Source organism: Streptomyces sp. NPDC047706, assembly GCF_043204795.1.
GTDB lineage: Bacteria > Actinomycetota > Actinomycetes > Streptomycetales > Streptomycetaceae > Streptomyces.
Genome location: NZ_JBIDCW010000010.1, coordinates 154158 through 178892 on the forward strand (window position 1 = coordinate 154158; position 24735 = coordinate 178892).

The 24735-nt window shown below is 73.1% G+C and carries 29 protein-coding genes; 23 read left to right on the plus strand and 6 right to left on the minus strand.

Annotated features, from left to right (window positions below; genetic code table 11):
* The first annotated feature begins 136 nt into the window (after positions 1-136).
* The 4 genes from ACGF8A_RS14705 to ACGF8A_RS14720 all read left to right on the plus strand — a co-directional run bounded on the left by ACGF8A_RS14705 (position 137) and on the right by ACGF8A_RS14720 (position 4159).
* Positions 137-1354 (plus strand): NYN domain-containing protein, encoded by a 1218-nt coding sequence (locus ACGF8A_RS14705; protein WP_393107940.1) that lies wholly within the window; start codon positions 137-139, stop codon positions 1352-1354.
* A 184-nt stretch (positions 1355-1538) separates the two neighbouring features.
* Complete coding sequence (locus ACGF8A_RS14710; RefSeq protein ID WP_393108084.1) at positions 1539-2513, plus strand: ABC transporter ATP-binding protein; 975 nt, start codon at positions 1539-1541, stop codon at positions 2511-2513.
* A gap of 97 nt (positions 2514-2610) precedes the next feature.
* Positions 2611-3432, plus strand: coding sequence for an ABC transporter permease (locus ACGF8A_RS14715; RefSeq protein WP_393107942.1), 822 nt, complete (start codon positions 2611-2613; stop codon positions 3430-3432).
* Positions 3433-3466: 34 nt separating this feature from the next.
* Positions 3467-4159 carry an AAA family ATPase gene (locus tag ACGF8A_RS14720; RefSeq protein WP_393107944.1) on the plus strand — a complete coding sequence of 231 codons (693 nt, stop codon included), beginning with the start codon at positions 3467-3469 and terminating at the stop codon, positions 4157-4159.
* 36 nt (positions 4160-4195) lie between these two features.
* On the opposite strand, the gene ybaK is transcribed toward ACGF8A_RS14720, so the two are convergent.
* From ybaK to ACGF8A_RS14735, 3 genes are all read right to left on the minus strand, one after another.
* Positions 4196-4699 carry a Cys-tRNA(Pro) deacylase gene (ybaK, locus tag ACGF8A_RS14725; RefSeq protein ID WP_393107946.1) on the minus strand — a complete coding sequence of 168 codons (504 nt, stop codon included), beginning with the start codon at positions 4697-4699 and terminating at the stop codon, positions 4196-4198.
* A gap of 29 nt (positions 4700-4728) precedes the next feature.
* Positions 4729-5469 (minus strand): LON peptidase substrate-binding domain-containing protein, encoded by a 741-nt coding sequence (locus ACGF8A_RS14730; RefSeq protein ID WP_393107948.1) that lies wholly within the window; start codon positions 5467-5469, stop codon positions 4729-4731.
* Positions 5470-5570: 101 nt separating this feature from the next.
* Complete coding sequence (locus ACGF8A_RS14735) at positions 5571-7151, minus strand: oxidoreductase (protein ID WP_393107950.1); 1581 nt, start codon at positions 7149-7151, stop codon at positions 5571-5573.
* A gap of 184 nt (positions 7152-7335) precedes the next feature.
* Between ACGF8A_RS14735 and hisD the strand changes: the two genes are divergently transcribed.
* Genes hisD through hisF form a run of 8 tightly spaced genes read left to right on the plus strand, consistent with a single transcriptional unit; the run spans position 7336 to position 13036 of the window.
* On the plus strand, positions 7336-8661 hold the full coding sequence (hisD, locus tag ACGF8A_RS14740) for a histidinol dehydrogenase (protein ID WP_393107952.1): 1326 nt from the start codon (positions 7336-7338) through the stop codon (positions 8659-8661).
* Positions 8658-9764 carry a histidinol-phosphate transaminase gene (locus ACGF8A_RS14745; protein ID WP_393107954.1) on the plus strand — a complete coding sequence of 369 codons (1107 nt, stop codon included), beginning with the start codon at positions 8658-8660 and terminating at the stop codon, positions 9762-9764. The genes hisD and ACGF8A_RS14745 overlap by 4 nt, the downstream gene beginning before the upstream one ends.
* Entirely contained in the window at positions 9761-10354 is a 594-nt protein-coding gene (gene hisB / locus ACGF8A_RS14750; RefSeq protein WP_393107956.1) for an imidazoleglycerol-phosphate dehydratase HisB, read from the plus strand. The genes ACGF8A_RS14745 and hisB overlap by 4 nt, the downstream gene beginning before the upstream one ends.
* On the plus strand, positions 10351-10515 hold the full coding sequence (locus tag ACGF8A_RS14755; RefSeq protein WP_393107958.1) for a hypothetical protein: 165 nt from the start codon (positions 10351-10353) through the stop codon (positions 10513-10515). The genes hisB and ACGF8A_RS14755 overlap by 4 nt, the downstream gene beginning before the upstream one ends.
* Positions 10506-11153, plus strand: coding sequence for an imidazole glycerol phosphate synthase subunit HisH (hisH, locus tag ACGF8A_RS14760; RefSeq protein ID WP_393107960.1), 648 nt, complete (start codon positions 10506-10508; stop codon positions 11151-11153). Before ACGF8A_RS14755 ends, hisH begins: the two co-directional genes overlap by 10 nt.
* 4 nt (positions 11154-11157) lie before the next feature.
* Positions 11158-11883, plus strand: a complete 726-nt coding sequence (gene priA, locus ACGF8A_RS14765; protein WP_393107962.1) for a bifunctional 1-(5-phosphoribosyl)-5-((5-phosphoribosylamino)methylideneamino)imidazole-4-carboxamide isomerase/phosphoribosylanthranilate isomerase PriA — start codon at positions 11158-11160, stop codon at positions 11881-11883.
* Positions 11880-12284: a RidA family protein gene (locus ACGF8A_RS14770; protein ID WP_393107964.1), complete on the plus strand. Its 405-nt coding sequence runs from the start codon at positions 11880-11882 to the stop codon at positions 12282-12284. The genes priA and ACGF8A_RS14770 overlap by 4 nt, the downstream gene beginning before the upstream one ends.
* Positions 12281-13036: an imidazole glycerol phosphate synthase subunit HisF gene (gene hisF / locus ACGF8A_RS14775; protein WP_393107966.1), complete on the plus strand. Its 756-nt coding sequence runs from the start codon at positions 12281-12283 to the stop codon at positions 13034-13036. Before ACGF8A_RS14770 ends, hisF begins: the two co-directional genes overlap by 4 nt.
* A 25-nt stretch (positions 13037-13061) precedes the next feature.
* On the opposite strand, the gene ACGF8A_RS14780 is transcribed toward hisF, so the two are convergent.
* Positions 13062-13697 carry a TIGR03085 family metal-binding protein gene (locus ACGF8A_RS14780; protein WP_393107968.1) on the minus strand — a complete coding sequence of 212 codons (636 nt, stop codon included), beginning with the start codon at positions 13695-13697 and terminating at the stop codon, positions 13062-13064.
* A gap of 83 nt (positions 13698-13780) precedes the next feature.
* On the opposite strand from ACGF8A_RS14780, the gene hisI reads away from it, so the two are divergent.
* The 11 genes from hisI (at position 13781) to lgt (ending at position 22640) form a co-directional block, all read left to right on the plus strand.
* Positions 13781-14173, plus strand: coding sequence for a phosphoribosyl-AMP cyclohydrolase (gene hisI, locus ACGF8A_RS14785; RefSeq protein ID WP_393107970.1), 393 nt, complete (start codon positions 13781-13783; stop codon positions 14171-14173).
* 11 nt (positions 14174-14184) lie between these two features.
* Positions 14185-15663 carry an anthranilate synthase component I gene (locus ACGF8A_RS14790; protein ID WP_393107972.1) on the plus strand — a complete coding sequence of 493 codons (1479 nt, stop codon included), beginning with the start codon at positions 14185-14187 and terminating at the stop codon, positions 15661-15663.
* Between the two features lie 52 nt (positions 15664-15715).
* Entirely contained in the window at positions 15716-16366 is a 651-nt protein-coding gene (locus tag ACGF8A_RS14795) for a TIGR02234 family membrane protein (protein WP_393107974.1), read from the plus strand.
* 136 nt (positions 16367-16502) lie between these two features.
* Positions 16503-16784: an HGxxPAAW family protein gene (locus ACGF8A_RS14800; protein ID WP_393107976.1), complete on the plus strand. Its 282-nt coding sequence runs from the start codon at positions 16503-16505 to the stop codon at positions 16782-16784.
* Positions 16785-16893: 109 nt separating this feature from the next.
* On the plus strand, positions 16894-17310 hold the full coding sequence (locus ACGF8A_RS14805; protein WP_393107979.1) for a DUF2752 domain-containing protein: 417 nt from the start codon (positions 16894-16896) through the stop codon (positions 17308-17310).
* A 143-nt stretch (positions 17311-17453) separates the two neighbouring features.
* Entirely contained in the window at positions 17454-18263 is an 810-nt protein-coding gene (trpC, locus tag ACGF8A_RS14810; RefSeq protein ID WP_393107981.1) for an indole-3-glycerol phosphate synthase TrpC, read from the plus strand.
* Between the two features lie 22 nt (positions 18264-18285).
* The gene (gene trpM, locus ACGF8A_RS14815) at positions 18286-18531 is read left to right on the plus strand and encodes a tryptophan biosynthesis modulator TrpM (RefSeq protein WP_393107983.1); all 246 of its coding nucleotides are present in this window, start codon (positions 18286-18288) and stop codon (positions 18529-18531) included.
* A 59-nt stretch (positions 18532-18590) separates the two neighbouring features.
* A complete protein-coding gene (trpB, locus tag ACGF8A_RS14820) occupies positions 18591-19874 on the plus strand; it encodes a tryptophan synthase subunit beta (RefSeq protein WP_393107985.1) in 1284 nt (427 codons plus the stop codon).
* Positions 19871-20689 (plus strand): tryptophan synthase subunit alpha, encoded by an 819-nt coding sequence (trpA, locus tag ACGF8A_RS14825; protein WP_393107987.1) that lies wholly within the window; start codon positions 19871-19873, stop codon positions 20687-20689. Before trpB ends, trpA begins: the two co-directional genes overlap by 4 nt.
* A 111-nt stretch (positions 20690-20800) precedes the next feature.
* Positions 20801-21574, plus strand: coding sequence for a DsbA family protein (locus tag ACGF8A_RS14830; protein WP_393107989.1), 774 nt, complete (start codon positions 20801-20803; stop codon positions 21572-21574).
* Positions 21575-21656: 82 nt separating this feature from the next.
* On the plus strand, positions 21657-22640 hold the full coding sequence (lgt, locus tag ACGF8A_RS14835) for a prolipoprotein diacylglyceryl transferase (protein WP_393107993.1): 984 nt from the start codon (positions 21657-21659) through the stop codon (positions 22638-22640).
* A gap of 66 nt (positions 22641-22706) precedes the next feature.
* On the opposite strand, the gene ACGF8A_RS14840 is transcribed toward lgt, so the two are convergent.
* Both ACGF8A_RS14840 and ACGF8A_RS14845 read right to left on the minus strand, forming a co-directional pair.
* Positions 22707-23534, minus strand: a complete 828-nt coding sequence (locus tag ACGF8A_RS14840) for an HpcH/HpaI aldolase/citrate lyase family protein (protein WP_393107995.1) — start codon at positions 23532-23534, stop codon at positions 22707-22709.
* A complete protein-coding gene (locus tag ACGF8A_RS14845) occupies positions 23531-24727 on the minus strand; it encodes a CaiB/BaiF CoA transferase family protein (protein ID WP_393107997.1) in 1197 nt (398 codons plus the stop codon). The genes ACGF8A_RS14840 and ACGF8A_RS14845 overlap by 4 nt, the downstream gene beginning before the upstream one ends.
* Positions 24728-24735 lie beyond the last annotated feature (8 nt).

The following is a 24735-nucleotide window of genomic DNA, read 5'->3' on the forward strand; positions in this document are numbered from 1 at the left end:
GGCTCGTCGGCGTGAGGGAGGAGCGCGAATCCCCGAAACGCCACGCCGAAGATCGAGTTCGGGCCGTTAACCCCCGCGTGGTCGGGCAGACTCGAAGGAAGCCCGAAGCAAACCTCCCGGGAAGAGGGTGAGTCGCGTGGACCGCTGCGTCGTCCTGGTGGACGCCGGGTATCTGCTGGGGGCCGCCGCGAGCCTCCTCGCCGGGGAGCCCTCACGGTCCCGTATCACCGTCGATCACGCCGCCCTGATCCAGGGGCTGCGCGAACGCGCCGAGTCCGACACGGAACGGCCGCTGCTGCGCATCTACTGGTTCGACGGCGCCCCCGACCGCGTACCGCAACCCGAGCACCGCCGACTGCGCGTGATGCCCCGGGTCACGGTCCGCCTGGGTGCCCTCACCCGCAGTGACGGGCGGTGGAACCAGAAGGGCGTCGACGCCGCGATGCACGCCGAGCTCACCGAGCTGGCCCGCAACCGCGCCTGCTCCGACATCGTCCTGGTGACCGGCGACGGCGATCTGCTGCCCGGCATGATGGCCGCCAAGGAGCACGGGGTCGCCGTCCACCTGTGGGCGGTGCAGGCCGCCGACGGCGACTACAACCAGTCCGAGGACCTGGTGGCCGAGGCCGACGAGCGGCGGGTGCTGGACCGGGCGTGGATCACCAAGGCCGTCCGCGCCAAGGATCTGGGCGGCGTCTGCGCGCCGCCGCCCGTGCCCCGTCCGGAGATCGCCGCGATCCTGTCCGCGCCGCTGCCCGACTCCACGCTCGCCCCGGCCTCCGCGCGGCCCGCCGAGGAGCCGCCGCGCACCGCCCCGGCCGCCGCGCGCAACGGCGCCGAGGAGCGGGTCCCGGCCGCCAAGGGCGTCCCCACACCCAAGGACCTGGCCGCGCTCCGCGCGCACGGCCCGCAGCCCCCGCAACCCGCCACCGCGACGCTGCGCTGGTCCTCGGACAAGGGCTGGGTGGACCGCCCCGGCGTCGCCGCGGAGCCGCCCGAGGTCGCCTCGATGCCGACGCTGGCGCAGCTCACCACGGCCGAGCAGCGCTGGGCGGACCGGGAGGAGGACATCACGACCGTCGGCGGGGACCCGTACGAGGTCGGACAGGTGTTCGCACGCCGGTGGATGTCCCGGCTCGGTGACCCAAACCATCTCCAGAAGCTGTCCGGGATGTACCCGCGTGTCCCGCACCGGATCGACGGGGAGCTGCTGCGCTACGCCGCCCGCTTCGGGCTGCTCGCCCACAAGGACGACCAGATCGACGAGCACGACCGGTACGCGATCCGGGCCGGGTTCTGGCGGGAGATCGACGTCCGGACGGCGGCCGAACCCGCTCCTGCCGCGGAGCAGTGAGCGGCGCGCGGGGACCGGCAGCGCCCTGCGCCCCCGTGGCCGTGCGCCGTTGCGGTGGATTCATGCGCGGAGGCGGTTTTCGTGGCGTAGGCCGACCCGGGAGCGTGCCGGGGGCGCGGACCCCGTAGGCTCGTCCCTTGTGAGTACGCGCGCGGCAGGGGCCTTCCGGGACAGTGGCGGGGTCGTGTGTGCGGTGCGCGGGCTGACCAAGACCTATCCGGCGGTACGGGGCAGGCGCGGGGCACCCGGGACTCCCGAGGTCCGGGCCACCGACGACGTACGGCTGGAAGTGCGCCAGGGTGAGATCTTCGGGCTGCTCGGGCCGAACGGCGCCGGCAAGTCCACCCTCGTGCGTCAGCTGACCGGGCTGATGCGGCCCGACAAGGGCAGCGTCGAGATCCTCGGGCACGACATCGTGCGCCACCCCGAGCGGGCGTCGCGGATCCTCGCCTATCTCGGGCAGGAGTCCACCGCCCTCGACGAACTGACCGTGGCGCTCGCCGCGGAGACGACCGGGCGGCTGCGCGGACTGGACGCCCGGCAGGCGCGGGGCGAGCGGGACGCCGTACTGGACGAGCTGGGGCTCTCCGGGATCGCCGGGCGGCCGCTGAAGAAGCTGTCCGGTGGGCAGCGGCGACTGGCCTGTCTCGCCGCGGCGCTGGTCGGGGAGCGGCCGCTGCTGGTGCTGGACGAGCCGACCGCCGCCATGGACCCCGTGGCGCGGCGGGCCGTGTGGTCGGCCGTGGACCGGCGCCGGGCCGAGCGCGGCACGACCGTCGTGCTGGTCACCCACAACGTCATCGAGGCCGAGACCGTGCTCGACCGCGTGGCCGTGCTGGAGCGGGGACGCGTGATCGCCTGCGACACGCCCTCCGGGCTGAAGGAGCAGGTCGCCGGGGAGGTGCGCGTCGACCTGGTGTGGCGGGAACGGGCACCGCTGGACGTGCCCGAGGTGGCGGCGCTGCGGGACCGGGTCGTGGAGTCCGGGCGGCGCTGGACGCTTCGGCTGGCACCGGAGGAGGCCCGGGCGGTCGTCTCGACGGTCACCGGCGGGGCCGCCTTCGCCGCGCTCGACGACTTCACCCTGACCACGCCGAGCCTGGAGGACGTGTACATGGCGCTCGGCGGGGCGGCGCGGCAGGGGCTGGTCAAGGCATGAGCCCGGGTCGCCGCATGAACGTGAGTGGTCGAGCCGCCACATCCGTACGGAACGGGGGAAACGCCGGAGTGACACCGGGGAAGGGGAGCAGCGCCACGTGAGTGTCGTACCCGCAGAAGTGCTGCCGGGCAGTGTCCTGGCCGCCGACGGAGCGGCCCGGGACGCGGCCGAGCTCGCGCCGCCCGCGCGGCTGTGGCCCTCGCTCGCGGCCGTGTACCGGGCGCAGCTGTCCCGGGCGCGGGTGGCGCGGATTCCGCTGCTGTTCGTGGCGACCTTCCAGTCCGTCGGCATCATGATCATGATGCGGGGCGTGGTGGACGGCGGTGGCCAGGCGCAGTTCGTGGTCGCCGGTTCCTCGATCGTGGTCGTGGCGTTCGTCGCGCTGAACCTGCTCGCGCAGTACTTCGGCCAGCTGAGGGCCACCGGCGGGCTCGACCACTACGCCACCCTGCCGGTGCCCCCTGCCGCGGTGGTGCTGGGAGCGGCGGGGGCGTACGCGTCCTTCACCGTGCCGGGGACGCTGGTGACCGCCGTCTTCGGGTGTGTGCTGTTCGGCCTGCCGCTGGCCAACCTGTGGGTGCTGCTGGTGGTGATCCCGCTGGCCGGGGCCGCGCTGGCCGGCCTCGGGGCCGCCCTGGGGCTGCTCGCGCCGCGGCCGGAGCTGGCCACGCTGCTCGGCCAGCTCGGGATGTCGGCGGCGCTGCTGCTGGGCGTGCTGCCGCCGGACCGGATGCCGCAGATCGTGCGGTTCGCCCGGGATCTGCTGCCGTCGACCTACGGGGTGGAGGCGTACGCGCGGACCTTCGCGGCGCATCCCGACTGGGCCCGGGTGGCCGCGGACCTCGCGGTCTGCGCCGGGGTCGGGGTGATCTCGCTGGCGGTCGCCACCTGGGCGTACCGGCGGGCCGCCGTCCGGTGACGCGCGCCACGGACGGGCCTGGCACGATGTCAGGGTGACAGCACCGTTGACGCCACCTCCGCCGCCGCATGAGCAGTCCTCGCACCGTGCGTGGCCCCCGGCCGGGCACCTGGCGGGCGCGCATGATCACACCGTCGCCCACGGCAGCGCGTACGTGGGCACTCGGGGGAGCACGAACGAGGACGGGCCCGGGATGAAGACCGAGGTGCGGGAGGCCGCCGTCGTCACGGTGACCCTGACGCTGTGCGGGGTGCTGCTCGGGGTGCTGTGGAACTGGCTGGCGCCACGGGTGCCGCTGGTCGGGGACGTGGTGAGCGGGACGTGGGTCGTCTACCTCAAGGACACCGAGGGCGAGCAGTCGATCGGGGTCGAGGGAACGTTCACTCTGCTCGCGCTGGCGTTCGGTGCGGTGAGCGCCTTCGTGGTGTTCCTGGTGCGGCGGCGCGGGGGTGTGCCGCTCGTCGTCGCGCTCGGCCTCGGAGGGCTGCTCGGGTCGCTTCTCGCCTGGCGGGTGGGGGTGTGGCTCGGGCCCGCGCCCGATGTCCTGGCACACGCGAAGGAGGTCGGCAAGGGGGTGACGTTCCCGGCGCCGCTGGAGCTGGCGGCGAAGGGGGTGTTGCTGGCCTGGTCGTTCTCGGGACTGCTGGTGCACCTGGGGCTGACGGCGCTGTTCGGGCCCAGGGATCCCGAGCCGGTGGGGCAGGGGCCGCACGGAGAGGCCCGCTAGCTTTCGCCCCAGCACGGCCCTCAGACCGCCGAGAGGTCAGGCGCGGCCCACGGGGGCCAGGGTCGCCGCGGTGAGCGCGGCCAGATCCTGCGGGGACAGCTCCACCTCCAGCCCACGCCGGCCCGCCGAGACGCAGATCGTGGCGTGGTCGGCGGCCGTGGTGTCCAGGACGGTGGGCAGTCTCCTGCGCTGGCCCAGAGGGGAGATGCCGCCCCTGACGTAGCCCGTGGTGCGTTCGGCCAGGGCCGGGTCCGCCATCGCCGCCTTCTTGCCGCCCACCGCCGACGCCAGCGCCTTCAGGTCCAGCGTGCCCGCCACCGGGACCACCGCCACCGTCAGGGTGCCGTCGACGTCCGCCACGAGCGTCTTGAAGACGCGCTCCGGTGAGACGCCCATCGCCTGCGCCGCCTCCTCCCCGAAGGAGGGGTGGGCCGGGTCGTGGTCGTAGGAGTGGATCGTGAAGTCCACGCCCGCCGCCGTCAGGGCCACCGTCGCGGGTGTGCCGCCGGACTGCTGGTTCTTCTTGGGCTTCTTCGCCATCCGGACTGTTCCCCAGGTTGTTCGAGCGGTCAGTTCAGGCTTGTCGGTGCCCGCGTCAGTTCCGACGCCGGCAGTGACGGCAGCGTACGGATGATGGCCGTCTCGGAGCGAAGGAGTTTCAGTTCGTCACGCAGCCGGGACGCGGTGTCCGGCGCCTGGAGCAGCCGCTGCCTGGTGGGGGTGTCCAGCATCATCGCCGCCGCCACCAGATACGACACCACCGACGGCTCGTCCGGCAGGTCGCCGCCCGTCGACAGCGACCGCTCCCGCGCTCCCGCCAGCCGCTTCTGGTACTGCCGGAACGCGCGCAGCACCCCCTCGGCCAGCGCCCCCGCCTCGTCGCCCGGCTCCTCGGGCAGTTCCTCCAGCTCGCCCACGAGGAACGGCCCCGAGGTGTCCACCGAGAGCAGCCGCACCCGGGTGGTCCCGGTGGCCAGCACCTCGAACGTGCCGTCGGCCCGCTCCCGGACCGTCGCCGCGTCGGCCACACAGCCGACGCCGTGGAACGCCTTGGCCGGATCGGCGCCGAAGCCGGCCGCCGGACCCCGCTCGGGCACCGCCGTGGGGTCGGGCATGCCGGGCGCACTGGGGGCGACCTCGTGGCCGTCGCGGATCGCCACGACGGCGAAGCGGCGCGGTTCGTCCTCGGGAGTCTTCACAAGCGTGCGCATCATGGCGCGGTAGCGCTCCTCGAAGACGTTCAAGGGGAGCACGAGCCCCGGGAACAGCACCGTGTTCAGGGGGAAGAGCGGCAGCCGGACGGTGGTCACGTCGCAAGAGCCTAATGGTCGCCGCACCGTCCCCGTCCGCCCCGCCCACTCCCCGGGCGGCACCCGGCCCTTCCGCGGGCGCAGGTTGCGCGCCCCAGGCCCTAGTTGCGCCGCAGCACCCGGGTGGCCCCCGCCGCGACCGTCGTGGCGAGGATCCAGCCGAGCAGGACCAGCGCGGCGGCGAGCCACTGCCAGCCGCCGTCCAGGCGCCAGAACCCCATCTGGCCCAGGTCGATCACCGGCAGCAGCAGGTCGAGCGCGTAGAGCGCCGGGTTCCAGGGCGGCTCGCCCGCGCCGGACCCGGTCCGGGGCCGCCCGGCGGACGCGAAGGCCAGCGAGCCCGCCGCCCACAGCACCGCCATCCACACCGCGGCCCGCCCCGGCCGGTACCCGTAGGCCACCGTCAGGTCCTGCGCGTACCCCCAGAGCTTGCCGGTCGGCGGCAGGGTCTCGCGGCGGCGCCGCTGCTTGGCCAGCAGCACCTCGCGCGCGTCCTCGTCCTCCCCGCTCGCGCGCAGTACCGCCGCGAGCCGCTCGTAGGGCTCCGGGTGGTACTCGGCGGTCGCAGCGGCCACCCAGGCCAGCCGCTCGGCCAGCGGGAACGACCCCTGCGGCACCACGTTCTCGTAGACGAAGCCCCGCATCGCCAGGTTGCCGACGCCCGGCCAGCTGCTCGCCCGGTCGACCAGGTTGACGGTCCGCGCGCCGGACAGCACCACCTTGCCGCGGCGCGGCCGCTCCCCGAGGAAGCGCAGCTCGGGCGCCTGCACCCGGCGCAGCGACAGTTCCTGGTCGTCGGTGAAGGTGAACCGGGCCCCCTCCAGGTCGACCGCGTCCCCGAACCGGCCGTCGTCGAGGCGCACCCCTCCCTGGCACTGGAAGTGCTGGATCCGGGTCCCGCGCGCGGGAGTGCGCCCGGCGAGCTGCGGGCCGCCCACACCCGCCGGGGAGAGGTACAGGGTGCGCCCCACGGTCAGCTGCGGGGCGTTCAGCGCGTGCCGCGTGTACGGGTTGCGCAGCCGGGCCCCGCGCAGGCTCAGCGAGACCCCCACGTTCGCGCTGCGCAGGCTCAGCTCGCCGTGCGACTCCAGCATCTCGGCCTGGAGGTCCTGGCCGACGGTGATCCCGTCCGCGGACAGGGAGCGGCCGGCCCGGTCCCGGTGCACGACGGCCTGGTTCAGCAGAAGGTCGGTGCCGATGTGCGCGTCGGTCAGCCGGACGCCGCCGGGGAACCTGCAGCGCGGCAGATGAAGATCGCCCTCGGTGTGCACCCGGGCCGCCTCCAGCCGTGGCACCGAGCAGCCCACGAGCCGTACGGTCCTGAACCGGGCCTCCGGCATCAGGATCTCCCGCTCGAAGCGGCAGCCGCGCAGCTCGACGTACGGCTCCACCGCGCCGCCCGCCAGGTCGAGGCTGCCGCTGATGTGCACGCCGGTCAGCTTCAGCGCGGACACCCGGCCCGCGAGCGCCGGCGGGCCGTCCAGGAGCAGCCAGCACACGATGCGCGCCCGCACGGTACGCCCGGGCCCCCACGGATGCCCGCCGTGCGGATCGTCGACGACCGCGTCGCCGCTGCTGAGGTCGTAGACGCTGCCGTTGCGGAAGGCCTGCCACATCCCGGCCTCGGCGGCGGTCAGATCGTCCGGCAGGTCCCCGTCGCGGATGCCGGCCCCCTCGGTCACGTCGTTCCCTTCCTCCCCGGCTGCTCATCGGTTTCGTCCTGCCGTTGATGCCCGCTGGGTGACCGCCCGAACGCTTGCCGTGAAGCCGGTCCTCCGGGTCCGCTCCCGGGACGTGAGCGGGGTCTCGTATCAGCCACTGATACGTGCGGACGGCGTCCCGTCCGGGTCTGCGAGAATTGGGTGCGTGATCTCCCGAATCGATCTGCGCGGCGACGCCCTCCCGGAGGGTCCCGCCCTGCGCGACCTGCTGCCCCGAGCCGACTTCGACGTGACGGCCGCCCTGGAGAAGGTGCGTCCGATCTGCGAGGCCGTGCATCATCGGGGCGACGCGGCGCTGATCGACTTCGCCGAGAGGTTCGACGGCGTCACCCTCGACCAGGTGCGGGTCCCCCCGGCGGCCCTCACCCGCGCGCTGGAGGAGCTCGACCCGGCCGTGCGCGCGGCCCTGGAGGAGTCCGTCCGGCGTGCCCGCCTCGTCCACCGCGCGCAGCGCCGCTCCACCCACACCACCCAGGTCGTGCCCGGCGGCAGGGTCACCGAGAAGTGGGTGCCGGTCGACCGTGTCGGCCTGTACGCGCCCGGTGGCCGCTCGGTCTACCCGTCGTCCGTGGTCATGAACGTCGTGCCCGCGCAGGAGGCGGGCGTCGAGTCGATCGCCCTCGCCTCACCCGCGCAGGCCGAGTTCGGCGGCCTGCCGCACCCGACGATCCTCGCCGCGTGCGCCCTGCTCGGCGTCGACGAGGTCTACGCCGCCGGCGGCGCGACGGCCGTGGCGATGTTCGCGTACGGCACCGAGTCCTGCCCGCCCGCCAACATGGTCACCGGCCCCGGCAACATCTGGGTCGCCGCCGCCAAGCGCTACTTCACCGGCAAGATCGGCATCGACGCCGAGGCCGGCCCGACCGAGATCGCGATCCTCGCCGACTCCACCGCGGACCCGGTGCACGTCGCCTCCGACCTGATCAGCCAGGCCGAGCACGACCCGCTGGCGGCGGCGGTGCTGGTCACCGACTCCGCCGAGCTGGCCGACGCGGTGGAGCGGGAGCTGGAGCCGCAGGTGGCGGCCACCAAGCACATCGACGACCGGATCGTCCCGGCCCTCAAGGGCAGGCAGTCCGCGATCGTCCTCGTCGACGGCGTCGAGGAGGGCCTGCGGGTGGTCGACGCGTACGGCGCAGAGCACCTGGAGATCCAGACCGCCGACGCCGCCGCGGTGGCCGACCGGGTCCGCAACGCCGGCGCGGTCTTCATCGGCCCCTGGGCCCCGGTCTCGCTGGGCGACTACGCGGCCGGGTCCAACCACGTCCTGCCCACCGGCGGCTGCGCCTGCCACTCCTCGGGCCTGTCCGTGCAGTCCTTCCTGCGCGGCATCCACATCGTCGACTACACACGGGACGCGCTGGCCGAGGTCGCGCACCACGTGGTGACGCTGGCGGAGGCGGAGGACCTGCCGGCGCACGGCGCGGCGATCAAGGCACGGTTCGGCTGGAAGGTACCGGAGAGCAAGTGACTGGCATCGACGATCTCCCCGTGAGGGACGAGCTGCGCGGCAAGTCCCCCTACGGCGCGCCCCAGCTGGACGTCCCCGTACGGCTCAACACCAACGAGAACCCCTACCCCCTGCCCGAGCCGCTGGTCGAGCGGATCGCCGAGCGGGTGCGCGAGGCGGCCCGGAATCTCAACCGCTACCCGGACCGCGACGCGGTCGAGCTGCGCACCAGGCTCGCCGAGTACCTGACCAGGACCTCCGGCTACGAGGTCGGACCGGCCGGCGTCTGGGCGGCCAACGGCTCCAACGAGGTCATCCAGCAGCTGCTGCAGACCTTCGGCGGGCCGGGCCGCACCGCCATCGGCTTCGAGCCGTCGTACTCGATGCACGGGCTCATCGCGCGCGGGACGGGCACCGGCTGGATCTCCGGCCCCCGGCGGGAGGACTTCTCCATCGACCTCGCCGCCGCCGGGCAGGCGATCACCGAGCACCGGCCGGACGTCGTCTTCGTGACCACGCCCAACAACCCCACCGGCAACGCCACCTCGCGCGAGACGGTGGTGGCGCTCTACGAGACCGCGCAGGCGGCGAAGCCGTCGATGGTGGTGGTGGACGAGGCGTACGTCGAGTTCAGCCACGGCGACTCGCTGCTGCCCCTGCTGGCGGGCCGCCCGAACCTGGTGATCTCCAGGACCATGTCCAAGGCCTTCGGCGCGGCCGGCCTGCGCCTGGGCTATCTCGCCGCGGACCCGGCCGTCGTCGACGCCGTCCAGCTCGTCCGGCTGCCCTACCACCTGTCGGCGGTCACCCAGGCGACCGCCCTGGCCGCCCTGGAGCACACCGGCACGCTGCTCGGATACGTCGAGCAGCTGAAGGCCGAGCGGGACCGGCTGGTCGCCGAACTGCGCGCGATCGGCTACGACGTCACCGAGTCGGACGCCAACTTCGTGCAGTTCGGCCGGTTCGCCGACACCCACGAGGCCTGGCGGCAGATCCTCGACCTGGGCGTCCTGGTCCGGGACAACGGCGTACCGGGGTGGCTGCGGGTCACCGCCGGGACGCCGGACGAGAACGACGCGTTCCTCGACGCGGTCCGAGAGTTGAAGAAGGAGCAGAGTTCATGAGCCGCGTGGGACGCGTGCAGCGCACGACCAAGGAGACATCGGTCCTCGTCGAGATCGACCTCGACGGCACCGGCAAGGTCGACGTGTCGACCGGGGTCGGTTTCTACGACCACATGCTCGACCAGCTCGGCCGGCACGGTCTGTTCGACCTGACCGTGAAGACCGAGGGCGACCTGCACATCGACTCGCACCACACCATCGAGGACACCGCCCTCGCGCTGGGCGCCGCGTTCAAGCAGGCGCTCGGCGACAAGGTGGGGATCTACCGCTTCGGCAACTGCACGGTCCCGCTGGACGAGTCCCTCGCCCAGGTCACCGTCGACCTGTCCGGCCGCCCCTACCTCGTGCACACCGAGCCCGAGAAGATGGCGCCGATGATCGGCGAGTACGACACGACGATGACCCGGCACATCCTGGAGTCCTTCGTGGCGCAGGCGCAGATCGCGCTCCACGTGCACGTGCCGTACGGGCGTAACGCCCACCACATCGTGGAGTGCCAGTTCAAGGCGCTGGCCCGGGCCCTGCGCTACGCCTGCGAGCGCGACCCGCGCGCGGCCGGCATCCTCCCCTCGACGAAGGGCGCGCTGTGACCGGCACGTCGACCCTGCTGATCGTCGTCGGCCTGTTCCTGGTCGGCGGCATCATCTCGTTCGCCAAGCAGCAGATGCCCAAGGGCCTGATCGTGCTGCTCTCCATCGGCGCCGCGATGTGCCTGGTCGCGGGCGTCCTGCGACTGGAGGTGTGGAATTGAGCGCCCCCAAGAACGTCGTGGTCTTCGACTACGGCTTCGGCAACGTGAGGTCGGCCGAACGCGCCCTCGCGCGCGTGGGAGCCGACGTCGAGATAACCCGCGACTTCGACAAGGCCATGGACGCGGACGGCCTGCTGGTGCCCGGCGTCGGCGCGTTCGCCGCCTGCATGACCGGCCTGCGTGAGGCCCGCGGCGACTGGATCGTCGACCGGCGGCTGGCCGGCGGGCGCCCCGTGATGGGCATCTGCGTCGGCATGCAGATCCTGTTCGCCCGGGGCATCGAGCACGGCGTCGAGACCGAGGGCCTCGACGAGTGGCCCGGCGCGGTCGAGCCGCTGCAGGCCGAGATCGTGCCGCACATGGGCTGGAACACCGTCGAGGCGCCGGACGGCTCCGAGCTGTTCGCCGGCCTGGACGCGGACGCCCGCTTCTATTTCGTGCACTCCTACGCCGTCCACGACTGGACCCTGGAAACCGCGAACCCGACGATGCGCGCGCCGCTCGTCACCTGGTCCACGCACGGCAAGCCCTTCGTGGCCGCCGTGGAGAACGGCGCCCTGTGGGCCACGCAGTTCCACCCCGAGAAGTCCGGCGACGCCGGCGCGCAGCTGCTCACCAACTGGATCGGAACCCTGTAGAGACATGGCCAAGCTCGAACTCCTCCCCGCCGTCGACGTCCGTGACGGCCAGGCCGTGCGCCTCGTGCATGGCGAGTCCGGCACGGAGACCTCGTACGGCTCCCCCCTGGAGGCCGCCCTCGCCTGGCAGCGGGCGGGCGCCGAGTGGCTGCACCTGGTCGACCTGGACGCCGCCTTCGGCACCGGCGACAACCGCGCGCTGATCGCCGAGGTGACCAGGGCGATGGAGATCAAGGTGGAGCTGTCCGGCGGCATCCGCGACGACGGCACCCTCGCCGCCGCCCTCGCCACCGGCTGCACCCGCGTGAACCTCGGCACGGCCGCCCTGGAGACCCCCGAGTGGGTGGCCAGGGTCATCGCCGAGCACGGCGACAAGATCGCGGTCGGCCTCGACGTCCGCGGCACGACGCTGCGCGGTCGCGGCTGGACCCGGGACGGCGGCGACCTCTACGAGACGCTGGAGCGCCTCGACAAGGAGGGCTGCGCGCGCTACGTCGTCACCGACATCGCCAAGGACGGCGCGCTCCAGGGCCCCAACCTGGACCTGCTGAGGAACGTCTGCGCGGCGACCGACCGCCCGGTCGTGGCCTCCGGCGGCGTGTCCTCGCTGCAGGACCTGAGGGCGATCGCCGAGCTCGTGCCGCTCGGTGTCGAGGGCTCCATCGTGGGCAAGGCGCTGTACGCCAAGGCGTTCACCCTGGAAGAGGCCCTGGAGGCTGTGGCGTCATGACATCCGATGCCGTGCGGCGGGTGCAGAGCGGAAGTCCCTGGGAGGAGTCCTTCGGTTTCGCACGCGCCGTCGCGGTGGGCGACCGTGTGCTGGTGGGCGGCACGACGTCCTTCAAGGGCAGCGTGCTCTACGGCGAGGGCGACCCGTACGAGCAGGCCAAGGTGGCCTTCACCGGCGCGATCGAGGCGCTCGGCGAGTTCGGGCTCGGTGTCGGGTCCGTGGTCCGCACCCGCATGTACCTGTCGCATCAGCGGGACGTGGACGAGGTGGGCCGCGCCCACCAGGAACTCTTCGCATCGGTGCGGCCGGTGTCCACCCTCCTCGTGGTGGAGGGATTCGTGGACCCGCGCATCCTGGTCGAAGTCGAAGTAGAGGCATTCAGAGGAGCCGAGCAGTCATGACCCTGGCGGTCCGAGTCATCCCCTGCCTGGACGTGGACGGCGGCCGGGTCGTCAAGGGCGTCAACTTCCAGAACCTGCGCGACGCGGGCGACCCCGTCGAGATGGCGAAGGTGTACGACGCCGAGGGCGCCGACGAGCTGACGTTCCTGGACATCACCGCGTCCTCGGGCAACCGGGAGACCACGTACGACGTGGTGCGCCGCACCGCAGAGCAGGTCTTCATCCCGCTCACGGTCGGCGGCGGCGTGCGCACCGCCGAGGACGTCGACAGGCTGCTGCGGGCGGGCGCCGACAAGGTGGGCGTCAACACCGCGGCCATCGCGCGGCCGGACCTGATCCGCGAGATCGCCGAGCGCTTCGGCCGCCAGGTGCTGGTCCTGTCGGTCGACGCCCGCCGCACCGGGTCGGGCTCCTTCGAGGTCACCACGCACGGCGGGCGCAAGGGCACCGGCATCGACGCCGTCGAGTGGGCGCACCGAGCCGCGGAACTGGGCGCGGGCGAGATCCTGCTGAACTCGATGGACGCGGACGGCACCAAGGACGGCTACGACCTGGAGATGATCGCCGCGGTCCGCAAGCACGTGACCGTGCCGGTGATCGCCTCCGGCGGCGCGGGCAGGCTGGCCGACTTCCCGCCGGCTGTCACCGCGGGCGCGGACGCCGTCCTCGCGGCCTCCGTCTTCCACTTCGGCGACCTGCGGATCGGCGAGGTGAAGGAGACGCTGCGGACGGCGGGCCACCCCGTACGGTGAGGCCGGCCGCCGCCGGTCCAGCGGTTCAGATGCCGAGCTGTCTGCCCTCCTCCAGCTTCGCGATCGCGTCCGCGTCGCCGTCGATGTCCACCTTGGCGGCGCTCTGCCTGCCGTAGAGGAACAGCAGCAGCTCCGACGGCTCACCCGTCACCGTGACGACCGGGGTGCCGCGGTGGGCGACCGCCGTCTGGCCGTCGGGGCGGCGCAGCACCAGGCCCGTGGGGACACCGCGGCCCATCAGACGGGCGGTGCGCTCCAGACGGGACCACAGGGCGTCCTGGAAGACCGGGTCGAGCTCGCGGGAGGTCCAGTCGGGCTGGGCGCGGCGGACGTCCTCGGTGTGGACGTAGAACTCGATCGTGTTCGACATCTCGTCGATCTGCTTGAGCTGGAAGGGTGAGAAGCGCGGCGGGCCGCTGCGGATGAGCTGGATCAGCTCCGCGTACGGCTTGTCCGCGTACTCCTCCATCACCTTCTCCAGGCGAGGCGCGAGCTGCTTGATCACGATGCCGCCCGCGGCGTCCGGGCGGCGCTCGCGCACGACCACGTGCGCGGCCAGATCGCGGGTCAGCCAGCCCTCGCACAGGGTCTCGGCGTCCGGACCGGCGGTCTCCAAGAGGTCGGCGAGGAGAAGCCGTTCACGCTTGGCAAAGGTCGACATGGAGTCAGCCTACGACCGGGTATCCGTACCGCACAGTGGGACGGCGCCCGGGGCTGTCGGTGCGGCGCGGCACAATGGCACCCATGACCAGTACGCCGCCGCCCAGCAGCCTCGCCCCCGAGATCGCCGCGCGCCTCAAGCGCAGCGCCGACGGGCTCCTGCCCGCCATCGCCCAGCAGTACGACACCGGTGAGGTGCTGATGCTGGGCTGGATGGACGACGAGGCCCTGCACCGCACGCTGACGACGGGCCGCTGCACCTACTGGTCGCGCAGCCGCGGGGCGTACTGGGTGAAGGGCGACACCTCCGGTCACTTCCAGTGGGTGAAGTCCGTCGCCCTCGACTGCGACGCCGACACCGTGCTCGTCAAGGTCGACCAGGTCGGCGCCGCCTGTCACACCGGCGCACGCACCTGCTTCGACGCCGACGTCCTGCTGAAGGACGCCGATCACGGCGTACCCGCCCGGGATCAGTAAGGTCAGCCGCCATGGACCTCGAGACGTTCCGCAAGCTGGCCACCGACCGCCGCGTCATCCCCGTCACCCGCAAGCTCCTCGCCGACGGCGACACCCCGGTCGGGCTGTACCGCAAGCTCGCCGCCGAGCGCCCCGGCACCTTCCTGCTGGAGTCCGCGGAGAACGGCCGCTCCTGGTCCCGCTACTCGTTCGTGGGCGTCCGCAGCGCCGCCACCCTCACCGCGCTGGACGGCAGGGCGCACTGGCTGGGCGAGCCCCCGGTGGGCGTGCCCGTCGACGGCGACCCGCTGGCCGCCCTGCGCGCCACCGTCGAGACCCTGCACACGCCCCACCAGGAGGGCCTGCCGCCCTTCACCGGAGGCATGGTCGGCTACCTGGGCTACGACATCGTCCGCCGCCTGGAGAAGATCGGCCCCGGCGAGCGGGACGACCTGCGGCTGCCCGAGCTGACCATGCTGCTGACCAGCGACCTCGCGGTGATGGACCACTGGGAGGGCTCGGTCCTGCTGATCGCCAACGCGATCAACCACAACGACCTCGACACCGGGGTCGACGAGGCCTACGCGGACGCCGTGGCCCGCCTCGACGCCATGGAGGCGGACCTCACGCGCGCGGTCGCCCAGCCACCGGCCGTGCTGCCGCCGTCGGAGCTGCCCGAGTACAGCGCGCTGTGGGGCGGCGCCGACTTCCAGGAGGCCGTCGAGGACATCAAGGAGCGCATCCGGGCCGGCGAGGCCTTCCAGGTCGTGCCGTCGCAGCGGTTCGAGACGCCGTGCACGGCGAGCGCGCTGGACGTCTACCGGGTGCTCCGGGCGACGAACCCCTCGCCGTACATGTACCTGCTCCGCTTCGAGGGCTTCGACGTCGTCGGCTCCTCGCCCGAGGCGCTGGTCAAGGTCGAGGACGGGCAGGCGCTGCTGCACCCCATCGCCGGCACCCGGCCCCGGGGCGCCACCCCGCAGGAGGACCAGACACTGGCGGAGGAGCTGCTCGCCGACCCCAAGGAGCGCGCCGAGCACCTCATGCTGGTCGACCTCGGGCGCAACGACCTCGGCCGGGTCTGCGAGCCCGGCTCGGTGGAGGTCGTCGACTTCATGTCCGTCGAGCGGTACTCGCACGTGATGCACATCGTCTCCACCGTGACCGGCCGGGTCGCGGCGGGCCGCACCGCCTTCGACGTGCTGACGGCCTGCTTCCCCGCGGGCACCCTCTCCGGCGCGCCCAAGCCGCGCGCGATGCAGATCATCGACGAACTGGAGCCGTCCCGGCGCGGGCTGTACGGCGGCTGTGTCGGATACCTCGACTTCGCCGGCGACTCCGACACGGCCATCGCCATCCGCACGGCCCTGCTGCGCGACGGCACCGCGTACGTCCAGGCGGGCGCGGGCATCGTCGCGGACTCCGATCCCGTCGCCGAGGACACGGAGTGCCGCAACAAGGCGGCGGCCGTCCTGCGCGCGGTCCACACGGCGAACCGGCTCGCACAATAGGGCGCTTCTCACGTGAACCCCGGGTGACGGTTCACGGCCGGGGCAGGCGATAGTGGAGTACGTGACTGCTGTTCCTCACCCCCGTTCCGAAGCCCCCACAGCCGCGCGCGCCGGGCGCCGGAGTCTTGCCCTGGCCCTGCTGTGCGGTGCGCTCGGCGCGGCCGTGGCGCTGCTGGCCACCCGTCAGCAGTGGTCGCAGGGCACCGCGACGGTGGCCGGCGGCGCCTTCCCGCTGACCGCCCGGGGCAGTGACGTCACCGGCGTCCCGGCGGCCCTCGCCATAGTGGGCCTGGCCGCGCTGGTCGCCGTCTTCGCCGTCCGCAGGTCCGGCCGCCTGCTGGTGGCCGGGCTGCTCGCGCTGTGCGGGGCGGGCACCGTGGCCGCCGCCCTGTACGGCGCCTCCGACAGCTCCGCGCTCGACGAGAAGGCCGCGCAGGCCTCCGGCGACACCTCCGCCACCGTGGAGGCCCTCACCCACACCGCGTGGCCGTACGCCGCGGCCGTGGGCGGTGCCCTGATCCTGCTCGCCGGCCTCCTCGCCCTGCGCTACGGCCGTCTGTGGCCCGCGATGTCCGGCCGCTACGAGCGTGACGGTGCCCCCGGCGCGCGCCGGGGCGCCACGGCCGCCGACCCCGACCGGCCCGAGGACCTCTGGAAGGCCCTCGACCGCGGCGAGGACCCGACCGGCACCGGACCCGCGTAGCGGCCGGGTGCCCCGCCCGGTGTGGCGAATCAGACGCCGCCGGGACCGGCCCCGCCCGCACGGCACGCGCAGGCGTGCGGGACAATGAACGTCGAGCGTCAGGCTCACACACGCATACGGCAACGAGGAGCAAGCAATGGCGGACAGCAGCCACGGGCACGGTCACACCCCCGCCGCCTGGACCGGTGTCATCATCGCCTTCATCGGTTTCTGTGTCGCGGGAGCCTTCATGGTGATGGACAACCCGCTCGGCTTCTGGGGCGGCATGGTGGTCATCGTCCTGGGCGGCGTCGTCGGCGGGATCATGCGCGCGATGGGCCTGGGCGCGCCCAAGGCGCAGCCCCTGAGGATGACGTCCGGCGCGACGCAGCCCGCGCGCACCGTGACCACCCGCGAGCCGGTCGCCGCCGAGAGCTGATCCTTCCCGCACGGCCCACTTCCGCCGCGACCTCGTCGAGGGGCGGCCCGGCAGGACGCCGGGCCGCCCCTTCGCGCACCCGCGCGCCCCGGCCGGGCACAATGCGGGCATGAACGCCGGCAGCCGCAGCACCCGCACAGCACGGCTCGCCGTCCCCGTCGGCGTGCTGGCGGCCGTCGCCGCGGCCTTCGCCTACGTGGGCGCCGTGGACCCCGGCGAACCCGGCCACTACCCCGTCTGCCCGCTGCTGCGCGTCACGGGCCTGTACTGCCCCGGCTGCGGCGGTCTGCGCAGCGCGCACGCCTTCGTGCACGGCGACCTCCCGGCGGCGCTGCAGGCCAACGCCCTGGCCGTCGCCGGCTATCTGCTCTTCGCCGCGCTGTGGACCGTCTGGGTGGTCCGCGCGGTGCGCGGGCGGCCGCCGCGCCTCGATCCGCGCCCCGCCGTCATGTGGGGCGTGGGCGCGTTGCTGCTGCTCTTCACCGTTGTCCGGAACCTGCCCTTCGGTGGCTGGCTACACCCTTGATCAACTGGCATATGTCCAGGTACTGGGACCGGCGTCAACCGGATGTGAGGCCTTCGCCCGGCTCCGGATACCATCGCAGTGACCACCGGTTTTCCTCTTCGGTGCCGCTTCGACAGTCAACCGTCAGGAAGGGGGCCACTCGCGTGAGTGTGCTCGACGAGATCATCGACGGAGTCCGTGCCGACCTCGCGGAGCGGCAGGCGCGCGTGAGCCTCGACGAGCTCAAGGAGCGCGCGGCGAAGGCCCCCGCGGCCAAGGACGGACTGGCCGCCCTGCGCGGCGACGGCGTCAAGGTCATCTGCGAGGTCAAGCGCTCCAGCCCCTCCAAGGGCGCGCTGGCGGCGATCGCCGACCCGGCCGGCCTCGCGGCGGACTACGAGGCGGGCGGCGCGGCCGTCATCTCCGTCCTGACCGAACAGCGCCGCTTCGGCGGCTCCCTCGCCGACCTGGAGGCCGTCCGGGCGCGCGTGGACATCCCGGTCCTGCGCAAGGACTTCATCGTCACGTCGTACCAGCTGTGGGAGGCCCGCGCGTACGGCGCCGACCTCGCGCTGCTCATCGTCGCGGCCCTCGACCAGCCCGCGCTGGAGTCCCTGATCGAGCGGGCGGTGTCCATCGGGCTCACCCCGCTCGTCGAGGTGCACGACGAGGACGAGGTCGACCGCGCGGTCGACGCGGGCGCCAAGCTCATCGGCGTCAACGCGCGCAACCTCAAGACCCTGGAGGTCGACCGCGGCACCTTCGAGCGGGTCGCCCCGGAGATCCCGGAGGGCCTCGTCAAGATCGCCGAGTCCGGCATCCGCGGCCCGCACGACCTCATCGCCTACGCCAACGCGGGCGCCGACGCCGTCCTCGTGGGCGAGTCCCTCGTCACCGGCAAGGACCCGAGGACCGCGGTGTCCGACCTGGTCGCGGCGGGCGCCCACCCCGCGCTGCGGCACGGCCGGGGCTGACCCACCGGTAGGCTTGGCCGCGATGACGACCACTACGACGACCCAGGACCGGCACGCCCGCCTCGCGCGCGGCTGCCGCCCGCGAGGCTGCCGTGCCCCCGCCCGCCGGGTGCACGGCCGCCGGGTCCGTTACGTGATCGGTGACGAACCTGGGCAGGTCAACGGCCGCCGATGGCAGCGCCCCGTTTCCAGGGGCGCGGGGCTCTGTCCGGTGTGCGGCTGCCGCCGCGCGGGCGCGACACGTCACGGCCGGCCGTCGGCCGACTGACAAAGCCCCGCCCCCACGGCGATCAGTGTCATTCCACACACTCACCGTGAGGCTCAAGCATGCCCAGCAACTTCTTCGTCCCCGACCCGGAGGGGCGGGTACCCAGCCCCGAAGGCTACTTCGGGGCATTCGGCGGCAAGTACATCCCGGAGGCCCTCGTCGCCGCCGTGGACGAGGTCGCCGTCGAGTACGACAAGGCCAAGGCCGACCACGAGTTCGCCCGCGAACTGGACGACCTGCTCGTCCACTACACGGGCCGCCCCTCGGCGCTCACCGAGGTCCCTCGTTTCGCCGCGGAAGCGGGTGGCGCCCGGGTCTTCCTCAAGCGCGAGGATCTGAACCACACCGGTTCCCACAAGATCAACAACGTTCTCGGCCAGGCCCTGCTCACCCGGAGGATGGGCAAGACCCGCGTCATCGCCGAGACCGGCGCGGGCCAGCACGGCGTCGCCACCGCCACCGCCTGCGCCCTCTTCGGCCTCGACTGCACGATCTACATGGGCGAGATCGACACCCGGCGCCAGGCCCTCAACGTGGCGCGCATGCGGATGCTCGGCGCCGAGGTCATCGCCGTGAGGTCGGGCAGCCGCACGCTGAAGGACGCCATCAACGAGGCCTTCCGCGACTGGGTCGCCAACGTCGACCACACCCACTACCTGTTCGGCACCGTCGCCGGACCGCACCCCTTCCCGGCCATGGTCCGCGACTTCCACCGCGTGATCGGCGTCGAGACGCGCCGCCAGCTGCTGGAGCGCGCCGGCCGTCTCCCCGACGCCGCCGTCGCCTGTGTCGGGGGCGGCTCCAACGCCATCGGCCTCTTCCACGCCTTCATCCCCGACACCGGCGTCCGCCTCATCGGCTGCGAGCCCGCCGGGCACGGAGTGGAGACCGGTGAGCACGCGGCCACCCTGACCGCGGGTGAGCCCGGCATCCTGCACGGTTCCCGGTCCTACGTCCTGCAGGACGACGAGGGCCAGATCACCGAGCCGTACTCGATCTCGGCCGGCCTCGACTACCCCGGCATCGGTCCCGAGCACTCCTACCTCAAGGACACCGGGCGCGGTGAGTACCGCGCGGTCACCGACGACGCCGCGATGCAGGCCCTGCGGCTGCTCTCGCGGACCGAGGGGATCATCCCGGCCATCGAGAGCGCGCACGCGCTCGCCGGTGCCCTGGAGGTCGGCCGCGAACTCGGCGAGGACGGGCTGATCGTGGTCAACCTCTCCGGCCGCGGTGACAAGGACATGGACACCGCCGCCCGCTACTTCGGGCTGTACGACACCGACGCCGAGGTCGCAGAGGACGCCTCCGGCACCGCCGAGATCGAGGGGGACGCCAAGTGAGCGGGAACATCCAGCTGCTGAGCGACACCCTCGCCGCCGCCAGGTCCGAGGGGCGTGCCGCCCTGATCGCCTATCTCCCGGCCGGGTTCCCCACCGTGGACGGCGGCATCCAGGCCGTCAAGGCGGTCCTCGACGGCGGCGCCGACGTCGTGGAGGTCGGGCTGCCGCACAGCGACCCCGTGCTCGACGGCCCGGTGATCCAGACCGCCGACGACATCGCCCTGCGCGGCGGCGTCAGGATCGCCGACGTCATGCGCACGGTCCGTGAGGCGTACCGGGCCACCGGCAAGCCCGTCCTCGTCATGACCTACTGGAACCCCATCGACCGCTACGGCGTCGAGCGCTTCACCGCCGAGCTGGCCGAAGCGGGCGGCGCTGGGTGCATCCTGCCCGACCTGCCGGTGCAGGAGTCGGCGCTGTGGCGCGAGCACGCCGAGAAGCACGGCCTGGCGACGGTCTTCGTGGTCGCGCCGAGCAGCAGGGACGAGCGGCTCGCGTGGATCACCGCGGCCGGCAGCGGCTTCGTGTACGCCGCCTCGCTGATGGGTGTCACGGGCACCCGGGAGTCCGTGGGCGCGCAGGCCGAGGATTTGGTCCGGCGCACCCGGGCCACCGGCACCGGCCTGCCCGTCTGCGTCGGGCTCGGCGTCTCCGACGCGGCGCAGGCCGCCGAGGTGGCCGGCTTCGCCGACGGGGTGATCGTCGGCTCGGCCTTCGTCAAGCGGATGCTGGACGCGCCCGACGACGCGGCCGGCGTCGAGGCGGTCCGCGCGCTCGCGGGCGACCTGGCGAAGGGCGTGCGCGGGCAGGCCTGACGGCCCCGGAATGTCATACGGGCACATGACGGCACGTCATACGGGTCCCTCGTACGGGTGGACCTGTGACCGGGGAGGCGCGGTGCGCCTCCCCGGTTCGTTCTGCGGGGTGTGAGCGAGAAGAACCATGACGGAAAGCGCACCGCCCGGGAACGGCTGGCGGTCGAGCGTGAGAAGCAGAAGGCCGCGGACAAGCGCAGGCGGGCGCTGATCGTCGGCGCGGCGGTCGTCGGCGTCCTGGGCCTGGCCGCGGTGATCGGCGTGGTCGCCGCCAACGCCGGCAAGGACACCGGCGACAGCGCGGGCCCGGTCGTGGCCCCCTCGGGGGCGAACGGCGAGGACAACCTCGCCATCCCGGTCGGCAAGGAGGACGCGCCGTCGACGCTCACGGTCTGGGAGGACTTCCGCTGCCCGGCCTGCCAGACCTTCGAGCAGACCTACCGCTCGACGATCCACGAGCTGACGGAGACCGGCCAGCTGAGAGTGGACTACCGGCTGGCCACGATCATCGACGGCAACATGGGCGGCAGCGGCTCCCGCAACGCGGCCAACGCCGCGGCCTGCGCGCAGGACGCGGGGCACTTCACGGCGTACCACGACGTGCTCTACGACAACCAGCCGCCGGAGACCGACGACGCCTTCGCGAACGACGCGAAGCTGATCGAGCTGGCCGGGAAGGTCGAGGGCCTGGACACGCCGGCCTTCCGCGAGTGCGTCAAGGACGGCAGGCACAACAGCTGGGTCGACAAGTCCGCCGAGGCGTTCACCAAGGGCGGCTTCAGCGGCACGCCCACCGTCCTGCTCAACGGCAAGAACATCTATCAGGACCAGACGATGACGCCCGACAAGCTGAAGCAGCAGGTGCAGGAGGCCGCGCGCGGCTGAGGCCGCGGGCCTGGCCTGTTATGGAGCCGTAGCCGGGCCGCCCGACACCGGGCCCGCCCGGCACGGTAGCGTCGACCCTGCCATGGAACTTGCCTACATCCCCAGCCCGTCGCGCGGAGTGCTGTACCTCGGCCCCATCCCGCTGCGCGGTTACGCGTTCTGCATCATCCTCGGCGTCTTCGTGGCCGTGTGGTACGGCAACAAGCGCTGGATCGCCCGCGGCGGGCGCTCCGGCACTGTGGCCGACATCGCGGTCTGGGCGGTGCCGTTCGGCCTGGTCGGCGGCCGCCTCTACCACGTGATCACGGACTACCAGCTGTACTTCAGCGAGGGCCGCGACTGGGTGGACGCCTTCAAGATCTGGGAGGGCGGCCTCGGCATCTGGGGCGCGATCGCGTTCGGCGCGGTCGGCGCGTGGATCGGCTGCCGCCGGCGGGGGATCCCGCTGCCCGCCTACGCCGACGCCGTCGCCCCCGGGATCGCGCTCGCGCAGGCCATCGGGCGCTGGGGCAACTGGTTCAACCAGGAGCTGTACGGGCGGGAGACCGACCTGCCCTGGGCGCTGCACATCACCTCCACGGCGGACGGGCGGGTGCCGGGGTACTACCACCCCACGTTCCTCTACGAGTCCCTGTGGTGCATCGGTGTCGCGGTCCTGGTGATCTGGGCCGACCGCCGCTTCAGCCTGGGCCACGGCCGGGCGTTCGCCCTGTACGTCGCCTCGTACTGCGCCGGCCGCTTCTGGATCGAGTACATGCGCGTCGACGACGCCCACCACATCCTGGGTCTGCGGCTGAACAACTGGACCGCCCTGCTGGTCTTCCTGCTGGCCGTGGCCTACATCGTGGTCTCGGCGAGGAAGCGGCCGGGCCGCGAGACCGTGGTGGAGCCGGACGCCGCCGCCCTCGACGGCGATGGCAAGCCGGACGGTGGCGACGAGGCCGAAGATGGCGACGAGGCCGGCGAGGCAGCCGGTGGTGAGAAGGCCGACGGTGAGGGTGCGTCCGGGGAGGCCAGGTCCGAAGCGGTCGAGGACGAGCTCGGGTCGGCGACGAAGAAGACCTGACAGCCGGTAGCACACAGGCGAGGGCGCCCGGAGGTTTCCGGGCGCCCTCGCCTGTGTGCGGGGGAGTCAGTCGCGGCGGGCCAGGGTCAGGGTGCGCCTCGCTTCACCGACCACCGCCGCGTCGATGAACGTGCCGTCGGGGAGTGCCTGGGCGGAGCCGTTGGTGGCCGCCGCCCTGACGATGGTCTCGGCCTTCTCGATCTCCTCCGGGGTGGGGCGGTAGGCCCGTTCGATGATCGGGAGCTGGCGCGGGTGGATGGCGGCCCGGCCCACAAAGCCCAGGGCCCGGCCGTGGGCGCAGGTCGCCGCGAGGCCGTCGAGGTCACGGACGTCCGGGTGGACCGACTGGGGCGGCGGGGCGAGGGCCGCCGCCCGGGCGGCGTTGACGATGCGGGAGCGCGGCCAGTCGAGTCCGGCGTCGCACCGCACACCGAGGTCTGCCCGCAGGTCCGCCTCGCCCAGGGAGATGCCGCGCAGGGCCGGGTGCGCGCGGGCGATGGCGTAGGCGTGCTCGATGGCCAGGGCGGATTCCAGGAGCGCGTACAGGGGTGGCCCGCCGTCGCCGGTGTCCGTCCTTTCCACCGCGTCCGTGATGTCGCGGGGGGAGGCCACCTTCGGCAGGCGCAGACCCGACACGCCGGGGAGGGCGGCCAGTGTCTTCAGGTCCGTGTCTGCCCAGGGGGTGTCCAGAGCGTTGACGCGGACGTGGACCGGGGTGGGGTGGTGGGGCTCGCGGAGCAGTTCCGCGGTGGCCGAGCGGGCGTAGTCCTTGCGCTCGGGGGCGACCGCGTCCTCCAGGTCGACCACGACGACGTCGGCGCCCGCGGCCAAGGCCCTGCCGACCACGTCGGGGCGGTCGCCGGGGGCGTAGAGCCAGGTCAGCGGGGCGGTCACAGGGCGCCCTCCGCGCGCAGGGCGGTCAGTTCCTCGGGGGTGAGGCCCAGTTCGGTGAGGACCTCGTCGGTGTCCGCGCCGTGCGGGCGGCCCGCCCAGCGGATGGAACCCGGGGTGGCGGACAGGCGGAACAGGACGTTCTGCATACGCAGCGGACCCAGCTCGGGGTCGTCGACCGTGGTGACGGTGTCCAGGGCCGCGTACTGGGGATCGGTCATCACGTCGCGTACGTCCTGGACCGGGGCCACCGCCGCCTGTGCCTTCTCGAAGGCCGCGAGCACCTCGTCGCGGGGGCGCTCGGCGATCCAGCCGCCGACCGCCTCGTCGAGGACGTCCGCGTGCCGGGCGCGGTCGGCGCCGGTGGCGAACCAGGGCTCGTCGATCAGGTCGGGGCGTCCGACCAGGCGCATCACGCGCTCGGCGATGGACTGGGCCGACGTCGAGACCGCGACCCAGCTGCCGTCGGCCGTGCGGTAGGTGTTGCGCGGCGCGTTGTTCTGGGAGCGGTTGCCGGTGCGGGGCTGGACGTGGCCGAGCTGGTCGTACCACAGGGGGTGCGGGCCGAGGACCGTGAGGATCGGTTCGATGATCGCCATGTCGACGACCTGGCCCTCGCCGGTGCGCTCGCGGGCGGCGAGGGCGGCCATCACCGCGTACGCCGTGGCGAGGCCGGCGATGGAGTCGGCGAGACCGAAGGGCGGCAGTGTCGGGGGTGCGTCCGGTTCGCCGGTGATCGCGGCGAAGCCGCTCATGGCCTCGGCGAGGGTGCCGAAGCCCGGGCGGTGGGCGTAGGGGCCGAACTGGCCGAAGGCGGTGACGCGCGCGAGGACCAGGCGGGGGTTGACCGCGGACAGTTCGGGCCAGCCGAGATCCCACTTCTCCAGGGTGCCCGGGCGGAAGTTCTCGATGACGACGTCCGCCCCGGCGGCCAGGCGGCGCAGGGTGGCCTGGCCGCCGGGCTTGGAGAGGTCGAGGGTGATGGTGCGCTTGTTGCGGCCGAGGTGCTTCCACCACAGGCCGACGCCGTCCTTGGCGGGGCCGTGGCCGCGGGAGGGGTCCGGTTTCCTGGGGTGCTCGATCTTGACCACCTCCGCGCCGAAGTCGCCGAGGAGGGTGGCGGCGAGCGGCCCGGCGAAGAGGGTGGCCATGTCGAGGACGCGGAGGCCGCCCAGGGGCGGGGTGTGCGCGGTCATGTCGTGCG